Genomic DNA, 15,072 nt, shown 5'->3' with positions numbered 1-15,072 from the left:
ATCAGTTCTCTAAATTCGTCGCTGGCGGGTAATCTCTTGAATAGACGGGATTGGAGAGAAAGTCTTTAGTTTTATATGTCCAGAACTGACTAACCGATGGATAAGTCTTAATCACAACGTTGCTGAGCTTACCGTCTTTTTTCTCAACCTTACGAATATAAATATCCATAATCGGGTTGCCCAAGGCGTCCAAGGTAACCTTACCTCTTGGATCATTTGGCAACTGAACTGCACGTAATGCAGCCATAAATGCATTCTTATCTTCAATATTGCCTTTGACATCCTTAAGTGCTTGCTCAAGCATTAAAGCTGCACCATATGCACCCATAGAATAGTAGCCAGGATCTTTTTTATACGTTGCGTTGAAATCCTTAACAAACTTTGTATTAGCTGCATTGTTTAAGTTCGCAGAGTACCAGCCAGTAGAAATTACGCCTAGCGCATCATCACCCATGAAAGGCAAGATACCCTCATCTACAGTGGTCATTGCGCCGAGGAGAGGAATTTTTCCCTTTAAACCGTACTCGCTATATTGCTTTACAAACTTCACGCCGTTACCGCCAGCGAAGGCCGCAAATACCGCATCCACATTTGGCTTAATCTGACCAATGTAAGTACCATAGTCAGCTACGTTCAAAGGAGACCATAGCTTTTGAACTACCTTGCCGCCATTTTCTTCAAAAGTTCTCTGAAATCCGGCGGCAATTTCATGGCCAAAAGCAAAATCATCGGCAATGATAGCAATGCGCTTGTACTTCAAATCTTTAGCGGCATACTCTCCAAGAGCATGACTTGGTTGGGCAGAAGTTCCAACGCCTCTAACAAACCAAGGATTTGGCTTGCGCTGGGTTAAATCTTCAGCTCCAGCTGAAGGGGATATCACTGGAACCCCTACCTTCTTAATATAGTCATCCACAGCTAATGCCTCAAATGCAGCTAATGGTCCAATGATGACTTGAACTTTATCTTTTTCAACGAGCTCTTGCATTTTGGTTTTGGTAATTGCTGGCTGACCAGATGTATCGGCGACAAAAAGCTCAATCTTTCTGCCTGCAATCGTATTGTTACGCTCCTTCATGAACAAGTTAATGCCTTCTTCCATCTGCTTTCCACCAGCAGCAAGAGCGCCTGATTTGATAGTTAGAAATCCGACTCTAATTGGCGCCTTATCAGCGGCAAAAGAGCTTGGTGCCAATAACGCGCCTACTAGGGCAAGTGCTACAGCCTTTAAACGTATCTTGTTCAACATGAATGTCTCCTCACGATGTTTGGTAGTCTTTTAAAATTGTTTTGTAGATCTACTTGATATACTACAATAAAATTTAATTAAATCAATAAGTCCTTTGAAAATTTATTTATTGTTTAAAATCAATTGCTTATATTTTTACCTATACCCGTAAAAAGCTCTTGTGATATATTAGCAGGGATCATTAAGGACTACCTAATATTTTTAAGCCCATGGCAAGTACCACCATAGAACCCATAGAATCTGACGGCCGACTGCTTCGAGAAAGAGTCTACGAAGAGTTGCGTCATGACATTCTGACTTGCAATCTTATGCCTGGCGCTGAAATACGAGAGGCTGAGTTAGCGGTTCGTTTTGAGGTCAGTAAATCCCCCGTCCGCGATGCGCTCATTAGCCTAGAGCGCGAAGGTCTTGTGATTACTATTCCCCGTCAAGGATACCGCGTTGCACCAGTATCCATCTCTGATATGTTGGACATGTTTCATTTGCGAGCTGCCCTTGAGCGCGCCAATATTGAACGCATCATTCGTAATGCCAGTGATGAGCAACTTCAAATGCTTGATCAATTCAAGAGCTTTCATCGGGACCAATGGCCCGATGGTTTTATCGGTTACAACAAAAAATTCCACCGACTCTTAGCTGAATTAGGCGGCAATCCAAGAATGCGTGATCAACTGATCGACCTCATTGATCTGATGGAAAGAGCTGTGCAAATTAGCGTTAGAAATATAGATCATGGAACTCCGGAAGCATTGGTAGCAGAACATCGCGAAATCATAGATGGTATTCAATCTAGATCCGTCAAGACCGCCCAGAGATTAGCGGAGCAGCATGTGCTTGCAGCAGGTAAGCGTGTCAGCAATGCTGTGTCAAGCGGAATGATCGTCAGTTAATTCAACACATATTTTTTAATAAGGATCCTCATGCCAACAACTCAAAAGCAAGCACCTATCCGTGGACTATTTATCGATGGTAAGGAAGTTCCGGCCTCCCAGCCTGATTTACTGGATGTATTAAATCCAGCGACTGGTGAGATGCTTGCGCAAATTTCACACGCAACTGATGCCGATGTTGACAAGGCAGTGAAGAGCTCAGCAAAAGCATTTGCTAGTCCCGAGTGGAGTTCAATGTCTAATCGCACACGCGCTAAATTAATTAATAAATTAGCGGATGTGTTTGAAGCCAACTTAGAAGAGATCTACACCTTAGAAACTGCTAACAATGGTCGCTCTTTAAATGAAACGCGTGCACAAGTTTCGCGTCTACCTGACTTTTTTCGCTACAACGCAGGTCTTGCCATTGCGCGCCGTGATTCCGTCATTCCAGTAGATGGCAACTACCTTAACTACACCTTGCGCACTCCAATTGGTGTTGTCGGTAATTCCACACCATTTAATCATCCTTTAATGATCATGGTGAAAAGCTTAGCCCCTACGCTGGCATCTGGTTGTACTACCGTAGTGAAGCCATCTGAGTACACTCCACTAACCACACTGCGCCTCGCGCAACTATTCGTTGAAGCAGGCTTGCCGCCTGGAGTGTTTAATGTGATCACCGGACTTGGGCCCTCTACTGGCAAAGCGCTAGCTGAGCATCCTGGTTTAGCAAAATGGGTGCTGACTGGCGGCACCGAAGCTGGACGTATTACCGGGGCTTTAGCAGGTAGTAACTTCGCCCACCAAACATTAGAACTTGGCGGCAAAACTCCTGTTCTCGTGTTTGACGACTTCAATGTTGATCAAGCAGTGAACTACGCTGCTTTTGGCGCCTTCATTGGCGCAGGACAAACTTGTATTTGTGGTAGCCGTCAAATTGTTCAGGCAAGCATTTACGATGAGTTCGTAGAAAAGTTGGCAGCTAAGGCAAAATCGATTCGTATCGGAAACCCCATTGACGCTAGTGTGCAACTTGGACCTGTAGTTTCAGCTCGCCAGCAGCAGCGCGTTCTGAAATATATCGATATTGGATTAAATGAAGATAAAGCACGCTTGGTTGCCGGAGGCAAGGTGCCTACTGACCCAAGTCTTCAGAATGGTTTCTTTGTAGAGCCGACTGTTTTTGCTGACGTTACTAGAAACATGCGCATCTTCCAAGAGGAGGTATTTGGCCCATTTGTATCGGTTACTAAATTTACAACCGAAGAAGAGGGTCTTGAACTGGCAAATGACTCTCCGTTCGGTTTGGCTGGTGCAATTCGAACAAATGATGTCACTAGAGCCCACCGTGTTGCTGCAAAACTTAAATGCGGCATTGTCTGGGTAAACGACCATCATCGCTTGGATCCAGCTTCACCTTGGGGCGGCATCAAAGACTCAGGAATTGGCCGCGAGTGCGGAACAGAGTCATTTGACCAACACTTTGAAACTAAGAGTGTCATGATTCGATTGGATGATGCGCCATTTGACTGGTACAAAGATACTGCTAGCCAGCCACGACTGAACTAATACGAAAAGTAGTTTTAAGAATATAAGAACTAAAGGAACAATATAATATGGCACATCAAACGCTAAATATCGACAACAAAAAGTTGAGTCTGGAAATTACAGGCACAGGCACCCCAGTTATTTTGTTCCACTCATTGCTTGCAGACAGCAGCTCTTTTAAGCCACTAGCTCATGAGTTAGAAAAAACTCATCAAGTTATCACTTTAAATCTTCCCGGATTTGAAGGCTCTGACTTTGTGGGCGGTGACCTTAATGTGATCGCTGATCATATTGCTAAAGGCATTGAATCCCTGAAACTTTCTGAAAAGCCAATATTCTTGGGTAACGGTTATGGCGGATTTATAGCCTTAATTACCAGCATTCGCCACCCACAATTAGCCGCACGCTTAATCTTGGCTGATTGCGGTGCGATGTTCACTGAACCAGGGCGTGCAGCCTTCAGAGGCATGTCAGCCGCTGCTAAAGAAAAAGGGTTGGAAGCGATTGCAGATGTGGCAATGCGCCGCTTATTTGCTCCAGAATTTCAGGAACAGAACCCAAGCTTGGTTGCGGATAGAAAAAAACGCTTCTTAGCTCTCGATACCGAAACCTTTCACGGTGCCTGCTCCGCTTTAGCTGGACTTGATATTCGCGATCAACTTTCAAAAGTGTTCCAACCAGTGCTCGTGCTAGTTGGAGAATTGGATGAAGCCACTCCATCATCCATGTCTGTAGAACTTCATGCTGGGCTGCCAAACGCAACATTAAATATCCTGCCAGGCTTAGCGCATGTACCACAGTTGCAGGCACCAGCCATCTTTATGGATGCGATTCGAAACTTCATAAACACCAAATAATGAAAGTCACTCTTTACGGATACTGGCGATCCCTAGCAGCTTATCGAGTTAGGGTTGCGCTATCGCTGAAGGGAGTCCCCTTTGAAGAGATATCGATCAATTTAGCGAATGGGGAACAATTTGGAGAAGCATACAGCTTAATCAATCCTCAGCATGTAGTGCCATTGCTTAAGCATGATGGCCATGAAATTGGTCAGTCGCTAGCCATTCTTGAATACATCGAAGATGTTTGGCCTAATCCAAAACTGATCCCCAGTATGCCTATCGACAAAGCAGAGGTCAGAGCGCTAGCTCTGATAGCTATCGCCGATACCCACCCCCTCATCATACCGCGAGTTAGAAACTTTCTGAATCAAGAATGGGGTTTGGATGAGTCTCATCAAACTAGATGGGCTCAACATTGGTTTTCTGAAGGCAATGAAGCCATCGAAAATATGCTGAAGAAGTTGGCAAAGTCTCAGGTCTACTCATTTGGTGATGAGCTAACCATAGCTGATATTGCCCTGGTATCCCACGTCATTGGCGCTAAAATTTTTGGTGTAGATATGAATACGGCCCCCATTCTGAACGGCATCTTTGAAAACTGTATGAAGCTGGACAGCTTTTCAAACGCCCACCCCCTGAAACAAACAGGTGCGCCCAATCAAGTATAGTATTCAAGTCCTATAAAAATCTATCAGAATTTCAAAGCACGCTTGGCAGCAACTGAGTCGACTTAGCCCTTTAAGCAGTAAGCTCCCGATTAAAAATGAGGTAGCTTTTGGCTCAATCAGTCCAAGCTGGATGTCTATCCTTCACAGCATTTAATAACTCAGACTCCTGGCCCCCTCAAATTCGCTTGAGCATTAGCAAGTGGCGCAGCACTTAAGCGGCGAACCGAACACTACTAAAAATAACCTTGAAGTTAAGGTTGGCAGACTTCGAAAAAAACTATTAGTTCGGGTGCTAAAAGTCCTGGAATACGGTCATTGCGTAATCGTAGATATAAATTGTGTTTTAAAGTCATGCTTTCAACATAACGATCATTTTTTATATCATTTCTTGAAAGTCCGCAATTGGCCGAAAGCAGTCATCCAGAATCAACCTACGCCCTGCCCGGGCGCTCCATAAGATGGGCGAGCTTGGTCAACTGAATTAAATAAAACAAGGTTTTTTGGAGTCATCTCATCGGCCAGCCAGGCCTTTGGCCTGCCCAGCACGATTCGAACGTGCGACCTACGCCTTAGAAGAATTCGTGGCTACTGGAATGTCTATATATTTCAATGACTTAGATTAATAAATCGGGACTGTGTAATAAACTGTGCAGTGCAGTTTGGGGTCTTTGGGCGACCTGAATTAATTAGTGTCGGTTAAACCGACATTACAGCGTCAGGGCCGCGATGGGCTGTTGCTAATCACAAAGCAATCTATCGCACGAAGTTTACTTAACCTCAAAAAAACAATTTGTCCAACTATGGACGAATAAACAAATCCTTACCATTCTTAATGGTCTTCACAATCTGAATATCCTTAATTTCCATTGGGTCCACTTTCATTGGATTGCGGTCAAGAATCACCATATCCGCAAGTTTTCCAGCTGTAATAGTGCCCTTTGATGCCTCTTCTTTGTACTGATATGCAGGCATAGCAGTAAAGCCACGCAGAGCGGTATATGGATCTATGCGTTGATTGGGTCCTAAAGTACTGCCTCCATAGGTCTTGCGATTAACCGCAGTCCAAATCGTGAACAATGCACTGGGGCCAGATGAAGGCGTGTCATTGTGAAGGCCAAATTGAACTCCTTTTGTCTTAGCCAAATTCAGCGGAACCATATTGTTAGCCCTCTCGTCCCCTAGAATCTTTCTATATACATCGCCATACATCCAAATATGGTTAGGCATAAATTGAGGCAGGATTTTATGGGTTTTATATTGGTCCAATTGATCATCACGAACAAAGAATGAATGGGAGATCACTGATCTACGATCTTCAGTAACGCCTGTTTCTTTTATTGCTTTAGAAATTCCAGAAAGCGCCATATCAATACCAGCATCGCCATTGGAATAGCCGAAGTACTGAATATTTTTTTCATAAGCTAACTTTGCGTACTTATTAACCAAATCCTGAGAAGCAACAGCCATCCCGCGCCATTCTTTTGGAAATCCTGTGGTGTCGTTATAAGGCTTGGTGAAATAGGCCAAACGTAATTGTGGCGCACCATCTGTAGAAACCAATATTCCAGCAACCTTAAAGCCGCCATCACCCTTGGTATAGACTCCAAAAGGATAATTTTTATTAGTTGCAAGCAATTGATCAACCACATCATAGGTGGGTAGCGCAATCAGGTCTAAGCTGATCACATTGCGATCAACTGCTTGGCGCATATTACTAATATCTTGAATCGTAGTTTCATAGCTTTGCGCAGTAGTGTATCCATTTGAGACATAGATCTGTTCGGCTTTGCGATAAGTTTCCATCATTAAATCTTGAGAATACTTACCGAATACCTTCACTGTTGCCTCGAAATTAGGGTCACCAATCAACTCACCAGTAAGTTTTCCTGTCTTTGGATCAACGGGCAGCATGCCTTGTGTCACTTTAGTGGCTGTGGTAAATCCTAGCTTCTTGAGTCCCGCAGTATTCACGATCCCGGTCAGGGTAGAAATATTATTAACAAATACTGATTGATTAGGAAATGCTGCATCTAACTGAGCAATGGTTAAAGGGCCATCGGTAAGAAAAGCGTCTGCATACTCTGCGCCAATAATCCAACCGTTAAATGGCCTTGCTTCTGCTTTCAAGCGGTCTATTAGCTGCTTGGTAGTTTTTGGCGGATTCTTTGAAAAGTACCCTAGATTGACAGCGAGAGTGTTCTGAGCAATCAGGGTAAAGTGGCCCCAGGCATCTATAAATCCTGGTAGTAAAGTTTGACCTTTTAAATCCTGCATTACTGGATTAGCGCCGGCTCCATTTAAAGCGTCTCGCAGATTGCCGACAAAAGTAATTTTCTTACCCTTTACAACAACAGCTTCAGCATACTGTGGCTTATCACCCTCCATCGTCAGGATGTCACCATTGAAATAAATCGCTGCATTGTCGGCAAAGACTTGGGTGGCAATTAAAAGAAGGAGTGCCGATAGATAACATTGAAATTTTTTCATAAATGCTTTTATTTATTTTAAAATAACTAAGGTTGCTGTGGCGCGAGCACCCCATCCTGACGGACCACCTGGAGTATTACTGATGTAATACATAGGGCCAGCGGCAAACTGCAAAGGTACACCATCAAATACCATTAATTTCGATACGCCGACATATAGGGGGTTGGATGTGCGATGCGTGTCGTAGTTATATTGCGCCTCCATATTCACGGTATAAGTAAATGCGTCCTTGTTGGTGAAAGCGACAAACGGTTGGCCATATAAATTGTTTTGCGTGCCAAAGCTTGGATTGCCACCTACACTCCAAGACTGATAACCTAGCAATCCATACGTCCAGGGGCCATGACGATTGAGTACTACACCCGTCACACCAGCACCAGTTTCTTGTGAGCCAAACTTGCCGCTATTGCCCGAGGGAGATACGGCATAGGGACCTACCCCCCAGATCCAAGATGAATTAGTGTTGGGTGCATAAAACGATTCCACCGTAACGCTGGCAATGCCATAGCCAGAAAAGCTTTGTCCATTCGCAGCCTGAACACTGACCTCTCTTACACCGGCGACAATTGGGCGAACAATGAAAGTATCTCCACCACCCAAATTAAATGGCATCACCGGTTGAAAGAGTAAGGTCTGCTCTGAGCCCCCCTGATTTTTGCCAACACCACGACTAAATTCGTATTGCAGTGGCACCGAAATCATATTGGCAATCGGGTTGGCTAGTTTTTTAGCAATGCCGACCTTATCCACACCCCCATCGGGAGTACTGCTACTTTGAGCAGATACTAGACTAGACCATGCAGTCGCTGCGATAACTACAAGAATACATTTGAATATTTTCATGGGACCAGTCGTTCAGAATCAAAATTTAAAAGTAATGGCCATTTGCGGGCCTTGCATCGTGGTCTTTTGCAAAACACCACCAGCCTTCATGTCGTAATACAGCGCGCGATACGTCAATGACGCATCAATCAAGCTACCAAATGATTTACCAATGCCAGCCATCACCTGCCATGTCAAATTCGTAGTGCCACCACCGCCGCCGATATCAGCATAGGCAGGTAGATACCAACTAGAGTCTGCGATACGGTAGCGTCCCTTAGCACCGATAATAGGGTCGACCGTTGAGGTTTTCTTTGAAATTGTTTCTTTTTCAGCAGTACCCACTAAATTGCCGTTTAAGGTAGCCGTGATATCAATTGCTCGAGCTCCTAGCAAGGCGTCAACGTATATGTCCCGTGTATTAGCAAGTGTATAAGTCGCAGCACCAGTTAAAACCGTTTGCTGCAGCGTAATTTTGTCTGCCACGGTGGCAGCGCCGCCATATACGGGAATTGATCCTGAATTTTGTAAGGTTGCCGAGACAAGATCGCCCATGATGCCCCAATTACCCTTGTGTGCTTCAGCAGTCATCATCGCGCCAGACTTTAGATTATTAAGCACATTGCTTGAAGAAAAATCAGCAGTTTTAGCAAGGCCATTATCAAAATTTATAGTGCTTTTAATGCCAGGCGCCCATACATAGGGAGTTGCTTCAAAACGCCATTCTTGCGAGACTTTTGGTAGTGGATTTGAAACATTGCTATCTTGAGAAAACACTGGTGAAGTCACCATTAAAATCGACAAAAATCCAACTAGTTTTTTTGAGAATATTGACATCCCTACCCCTTTGAATTTATATGTTAATTAAAGTTATTAGATATAGAAGGTACTTTAGTACTTCCTAGGTAGTAGTTACCAATATTTTTGAAGTTTTTGGCCTGCCCAGCACGATTCGAACGTGCGACCTACGCCTTAGCTAAAAGTGGTCTGTAAGGTCTCAACAAATATATCGGCCTGATTAACTGCCCAAGTGGCATCCTCTTCCAAAATGGCATCCCCTTTATAGTCCGCCATCAATCTCAGATCCTCGACTTTGTTTAGTGACTTGCCAAGCTCTACGGAAACTTGACCAGATTTAACAAGCTCAAGACTGAATTTTGATATAAGGCCACTATGGGTCTTTGTATTGACTGTTGATTCATCGATACCAGATGCCAAAAGAGCTGCCCTAGCAGCATCAAACATGGCGTAATAAGCACGGTTACAAGCACCATCAACATCCCCAGCATTTAACAAAATTCGAGCTGAAGCTGCTGCAGTTTGAGCTTTAGTAAAAAGTTCTTTCGCCCTCAAAGAACAATGCCTTCATTTTGAATATTCCTTAAAAGACTCGGATTGGAATAATTTTCTGGGTGATCCCACTCCTCCTGCCAAATAGGTAGAGGCTGAATGCGAATGCCGGAGTCCAATAGAACATCATAGGCCAGATCATCCATCGCAAACTTAGTAGCCATAAAGCGGCCCGGTTTGCCTCGCAATAAAATAGCAATATCAGCATCACTCTCACCTTGGTGCGTATTGCGAGCACGACTACCGAACAAAAAAGCCTTGCTGACATCATATTGATGTGCAATTTTTTCCATAAATGCATGAGCTGCATTTTGAGTAGCTAAGTCGATCAGAGCTGTATTCATATGATGTAATTATGCTAAGAAATAGGTATCTGAGCAACAGATACGCACTAAATAGGGGTACTAGTTGGATTTTTGGCCTGCCCAGCACGATTCGAACGTGCGGCCTGGGCCTTAGAAGCTTTAATCTAGCCAGTATTTCTAAGTCCGGCCGCAATTCCATTAATAGCAATATGTATACCCCTCTGCACCCTATCATCATGCTTGCCTGCTCGATAGCGTCTTACTAACTCGATCTGTAAATGATGTAGTGGGTCGATATAAGGAAAGCGGGTCCGTATCGATCTTGCTAAGGATGGATTGTTGGCTAGACGTACTTTTTCACCAGTGACCAAGTTTAAGGCATCTACTGTTTTATTCCACTCAGCTTCGATAGCAATAAATATCCTCTTGCGCAGCTTCACATCAGGGACTAGCTCGCTATAACGAGAAGCCAATGCTAAATCACTCTTGGCTAGGGCCATATCCATATTCGATAACAAGGTCCTAAAGAATGGCCAATCCTTATACATCTTTTGCAAAAGAGCGAGTGCCGCTTTCTTGTCTGCAGCCTGAGGATGATCTAAGAACTCATCAACAGCAGAACCAAAGCCAAACCAACCTGGGAGTGTTAGACGACACTGACCCCAACTAAATCCCCATGGAATCGCCCTTAAGTCTTCGATTTTCTGACTAGCCTTTCGACTAGCCGGCCTAGAACCAATATTGAGCTTTGCAATCTCTCGAATTGGCGTTGCATCAAAGAAATACTCTGCAAATCCCGGGGTTTCATATACGAGACGTCGATACGCATCCATACTCGTTTGAGAAATTTGTGCGGCAGCATCTAAAAAAGCATTGGTAGCTTGTTTAGTTGGCTTTAATAACGTGGCCTCTAGGGTGGCGGCTACTAATGTTTCTAAATTACGTCTACCAATTTCAGGGTTGGCATACTTTGATCCAATCACTTCACCCTGCTCGGTTAAACGAATTTGACCCCGAACCGTGCCTGGAGGCTGAGCGAGGATTGCCTCATAACTTGGGCCACCACCACGGCCTACTGTGCCACCCCTACCGTGAAATAAGCGCAGTTTCACCCCATGCTTTTGTTCTAGAGGCTCAAATACCTGAACCAAAGCAAGCTCTGCGCAATACAACTCCCAATTACTAGTGACAATACCGCCATCCTTGTTGGAGTCGGAGTAGCCCAACATAATGTCTTGCTCAGCACCAGAGCGCTTTACTAAATCTAAAATGCCAGGCAAGGCATAAAAATCCTGCATGATTGGCGCAGCATTGCGCAAATCTTCAATTGTCTCGAATAAAGGTACAACAATGAGGTCAGCTGAGGACTTCTTACCTAAAGTTCCATGCATTAAGCCCACTTCTTTTTGCAGCAATAAAACTTCTAGTAGATCACTGACAGTCTCGGTATGGCTAATGATGTAGTGGCGAATAGCGTCATTACCAAAAAGCTTGCGTATCCTCTTAGCCATTTCAAAAATAACGATTTCAGAAAGTGCAAACTCAGAGTATTGATGGCCAACTACTCGCAGTGGTCTTGGATCTTTTAAGAGAGATAGCAAAAGCTCACGTTTTTGCTGTTCAGAGAGATTTGGATATTCCTTTTGAATCGACGCCATACCAAGCAACTCAGCCAAAACAGCTTCATGCATATCTGAACTTTGACGCAAATCAACAGTAGCTAAATGAAAGCCGAAAACCTCAACCGCTCTGATTAAGCCACGTAAGCGGCGATCCGCTAGTACTTTTGCACCCTGAGAAATGAGTGAAGCTTCAATTGTCTTGAGATCAGATATAAATTCCTGTGCGCTGATATAGGAGTTTTGAGGCGGGACTGCATGGCGAGCTGCATCAGTACCGGTCAATTGCTTTAAAGTAGCTGCAAGTCTTGAATAAATGCCAGTTAGCGCCCTTCGATAAGGCTCATCCTGACGATGCTCATTCGTATCTGGCGAACTTGTTGCAAGCTCTTGCATCTTTTTTGGAAATTTCAGAAGCAATGCAGATACAGATAGCTCTCTACCCAAGTAATGCACCTCTGTTAAGTAATGACGTAAGACCATTTCAGCCTGTCTTGAAACAGCGTACTCTAGTGTCTTAGCGCTGACATTGGGGTTCCCATCGCGATCGCCACCAATCCATTGACCCATCTTCAGAAAACTAGCTACAGCATTCCCAGAAAGCGAGTCTTCCAATTGAGCGTAGATCTTGGGAATCTCTCTTAAAAAAGTGGTCTCGTAATAGGTGAGAGCATTCTCGATCTCGTCAGCAACCGTGAGCTTAGTAAACCGCAATAAACGCGTATACCAGAGCTGAAGTACTCGTGTGCGAATTTGCTCTTCATTTGCCTTAAGCTCTTTATTTAACAAGGCATCTTTTTTAGGGTTGTTTGCTCTAGATGATTCTTTAATCTGATCGCGTGCAGTTAATAGATTAGCAATATCTCGCTCAGCCTCCAAAATACTCGTTCTTTGCACTTCAGTTGGATGTGCAGTGAGTACTGGCGAGATCAAGCTTTCTTCTAATGCCTTGGAGATCATCTTGCTAGTCACCCCTGCAGCTTGAAGCTTTTTCATTGCCATGGGAATACTGCCATCTTGATAACTACCAACGCGCTCATGCGCTATGCGACGACGAATGTGATGCCTATCTTCAGCCAAATTAGCTAAATGACTAAAGTAAGTAAAAGCACGAAGTACTTTTACAGCGCTTTCGCTAGTAAGGCCTTTAAGTAGTTTGCCTAACTCTTGATTAGCTTTTTGATTTGCATCACGATGAAAGGCTACAGATAATTTTCTGACTTGTTCTACCAAAGCATAGGCAGGTTCGCCCTCTTGCTCACGAACTATATCGCCTAGAATTTTTCCCAATAGACGAATATCATCAATTAACGGTAATTCAGTATTTTTCATATTAACTATCACTATAGCAAGGCCGTCCATATGCTATGTGAACTCATCGATGCTAAAGCCAATCGAGCAGGTAATTTGACTAAATATCAAGGGCCAGTCAGGCCTTTGGCCTGCCCAGCACGATTCGAACGTGCGACCTACGCCTTAGAAGGATTTGTGGCTGCTCAATAGTTTATATATTTCAATAACTTAGACGCATAAATCAGGACTGTGTAATAAACTGTGCAATGCAGTTTTGAGTCTTTGGGAGACCCGAATTATCTACTGTCGGTTAAACCGACATCGCAGCGTCAGGAATAGTAATGGACTGTTGCTGATCACAAAGCAGCCCTATGCTGTAACTGCTAATGGCCGGTAGAGGCCGACCCAAAGCGGACCTTGGTGGAACATGACTCAGAAAGTACAATCTAAACGTGCGGCCTACGCCTTTAGATATTAAGACTTCGAATAATTGCAGATAATTCATCGAACGTTTTATATCCATTAATGGGCATAAAACTCTTAGGTGAAAAATCTTTCTCACCGATTAACATTGCCGGTAATCCTTGGAAACCATAGGTCTTAAATTCTTGTTCATCAGCCATGACGTGCTTAGTCAGCTCACTGCTATCAAGAGCCTGCCTTAACAGTTGGCAATCAATTCCACTCTGGGAAGCAATTTGCATGACCACCTCTTCATTGCCAATATCAAGTCCTTCTAAAAAGAATGCATCGAATAATGCTCTAGCAAGCTTTAGCGATAACCCCTGTGAATTAGCAAAGTACACACTCTCTTGTGCAAGCCATGTATAGGTCAGAAATTTTGGCGTTAAGAGCTTAAGCCCCTCATTTACAACAATGAGCTCTAGCTTGGCCTCATCAAAAGTATTGATATAGGACTTTGACGGCAAAATATTGCCATCGACTGGAGTTAACTCAAATGCCCTCCACACTATCTCCACTCTGTCTTGATACTGCGCTTGTATTTTTTCAAGAACAATAGTTTGAAAATAACTATATGGACATTCAAAATCAGCCCAGACCTGGATCTGAATCATCGTATTTTTACCTTTAGTAACTCACTACATTCATCATTTTTTTATATACGCCTTGCCAGCAAAACTGCTACGGCTGAGCCGCTACCCACCATAGCGCACCATGCTCTTAGGGCTAAGGGTAATGAGGGGGAGACTTTTGATCGTGCCTCATTTTTATGATTAATCTCATCGGCTTGACAACGGACTAAGAGGTCAAGCAATTGCTCATAGCCGCTATGTGTTTTAAGGTGATTAATCTGCTCTTGGTAGTGCTGCTCTACAAATGTCTCAACTGCATCAATAGTGGCATAGACCGCTTTTCTGCCAAATAATGCTGGTATGGCTCCTGTTAGCCATCCCGCTATCCGCCATGGCCCTAACAAACGGCTACGATACTTTTCCTCAAAGACAGCCTCTATTAGCCGCAAGTGCTCTGCCTCAGTTGCTCCATGTTCTTTTGCAAAACAGATGAGCTCCTGATTCTTAAATAGGGTTGCAATAGCGATGATTCCTTTGTAAATATAGACAGCGCCTGTTTCACCCGCATGATCAGATCGAAGTTCTTGCTCTAGGTATTCAGAGTATGGAGCTATGCCAGGCTCAATCACGGCGCTCATCTTAAACATGCCCTGATGTAACTGACTATCTCGTCATAAAACTGTCGCATTTTTTGAATCAATCTCATTTTTATTATTGAAGGTAATCACTGGAATCAAAATGGATGTTAGGGCCAAGCTTTGGGGCTTATTACGTCGTTACTCTGATTTCCATTACGCTTTTGCGGTTACTTTAAAAAAGAAGTCGCCTAAAGGCGACTGAAGGACTTTTGAGGCCGTTCAAAAGTCAAACAACATTCTCTACCTGTCGAGGCTTTTACGTATAAAACTACTAATAAAGGGGTTTTTGTCGCTCTGCACCATCAATAAATTGAGCGCATACTACTTAAGTGTTAACCCTAACAC

At 43.8% G+C, this 15,072-nt stretch carries 13 protein-coding genes; 4 read left to right on the top strand and 9 right to left on the bottom strand.

Annotation, left to right across the window (positions count from 1 at the left end):
* Nucleotide 1: 1 nt before the first annotated feature.
* Complete coding sequence (locus tag ICN26_RS06480) at nt 2–1,249, bottom strand: ABC transporter substrate-binding protein (RefSeq protein WP_216267691.1); 1,248 nt, start codon at nt 1,247–1,249, stop codon at nt 2–4.
* A gap of 209 nt (nt 1,250–1,458) precedes the next feature.
* Here ICN26_RS06480 and ICN26_RS06475 point away from each other — a divergent pair, with 209 nt between their 5' ends.
* The 4 genes from ICN26_RS06475 to maiA are packed head-to-tail and all read left to right on the top strand — an operon-like array spanning nt 1,459 to nt 5,179.
* Complete coding sequence (locus ICN26_RS06475) at nt 1,459–2,139, top strand: GntR family transcriptional regulator (RefSeq protein ID WP_216267690.1); 681 nt, start codon at nt 1,459–1,461, stop codon at nt 2,137–2,139.
* A 30-nt stretch (nt 2,140–2,169) separates the two neighbouring features.
* Entirely contained in the window at nt 2,170–3,690 is a 1,521-nt protein-coding gene (locus tag ICN26_RS06470) for an aldehyde dehydrogenase (RefSeq protein ID WP_216267689.1), read from the top strand.
* Nucleotides 3,691–3,737: 47 nt separating this feature from the next.
* Nucleotides 3,738–4,526, top strand: a complete 789-nt coding sequence (locus ICN26_RS06465) for an alpha/beta fold hydrolase (RefSeq protein WP_216267688.1) — start codon at nt 3,738–3,740, stop codon at nt 4,524–4,526.
* Nucleotides 4,526–5,179: a maleylacetoacetate isomerase gene (gene maiA, locus ICN26_RS06460; protein ID WP_216267687.1), complete on the top strand. Its 654-nt coding sequence runs from the start codon at nt 4,526–4,528 to the stop codon at nt 5,177–5,179. Before ICN26_RS06465 ends, maiA begins: the two co-directional genes overlap by 1 nt.
* 798 nt (nt 5,180–5,977) lie before the next feature.
* On the opposite strand, the gene ICN26_RS06455 is transcribed toward maiA, so the two are convergent.
* The 8 genes from ICN26_RS06455 to ICN26_RS06420 form a co-directional block, all read right to left on the bottom strand.
* A complete protein-coding gene (locus ICN26_RS06455) occupies nt 5,978–7,666 on the bottom strand; it encodes an amidohydrolase (protein WP_216267686.1) in 1,689 nt (562 codons plus the stop codon).
* 12 nt (nt 7,667–7,678) lie between these two features.
* Nucleotides 7,679–8,509, bottom strand: coding sequence for a hypothetical protein (locus ICN26_RS06450; protein ID WP_216267685.1), 831 nt, complete (start codon nt 8,507–8,509; stop codon nt 7,679–7,681).
* Between the two features lie 18 nt (nt 8,510–8,527).
* Nucleotides 8,528–9,325, bottom strand: coding sequence for a hypothetical protein (locus tag ICN26_RS06445; RefSeq protein ID WP_216267684.1), 798 nt, complete (start codon nt 9,323–9,325; stop codon nt 8,528–8,530).
* Between the two features lie 135 nt (nt 9,326–9,460).
* A complete protein-coding gene (locus ICN26_RS06440; RefSeq protein ID WP_216267683.1) occupies nt 9,461–9,841 on the bottom strand; it encodes a HEPN domain-containing protein in 381 nt (126 codons plus the stop codon).
* Complete coding sequence (locus ICN26_RS06435) at nt 9,838–10,182, bottom strand: nucleotidyltransferase domain-containing protein (protein WP_046330019.1); 345 nt, start codon at nt 10,180–10,182, stop codon at nt 9,838–9,840. Before ICN26_RS06435 ends, ICN26_RS06440 begins: the two co-directional genes overlap by 4 nt.
* A 125-nt stretch (nt 10,183–10,307) precedes the next feature.
* Nucleotides 10,308–13,094: a phosphoenolpyruvate carboxylase gene (ppc, locus tag ICN26_RS06430; protein WP_255534420.1), complete on the bottom strand. Its 2,787-nt coding sequence runs from the start codon at nt 13,092–13,094 to the stop codon at nt 10,308–10,310.
* 428 nt (nt 13,095–13,522) lie between these two features.
* Nucleotides 13,523–14,131, bottom strand: coding sequence for a DsbA family oxidoreductase (locus tag ICN26_RS06425; RefSeq protein ID WP_216267681.1), 609 nt, complete (start codon nt 14,129–14,131; stop codon nt 13,523–13,525).
* Nucleotides 14,132–14,172: 41 nt separating this feature from the next.
* On the bottom strand, nt 14,173–14,727 hold the full coding sequence (locus ICN26_RS06420; protein ID WP_216267680.1) for a demethoxyubiquinone hydroxylase family protein: 555 nt from the start codon (nt 14,725–14,727) through the stop codon (nt 14,173–14,175).
* Nucleotides 14,728–15,072 lie beyond the last annotated feature (345 nt).

Source organism: Polynucleobacter hallstattensis, assembly GCF_018881835.1.
GTDB lineage: Bacteria > Pseudomonadota > Gammaproteobacteria > Burkholderiales > Burkholderiaceae > Polynucleobacter > Polynucleobacter hallstattensis.
Note: the sequence above shows the minus strand (reverse complement) of the source record. Positions and strands in the feature narration are given on the sequence as shown.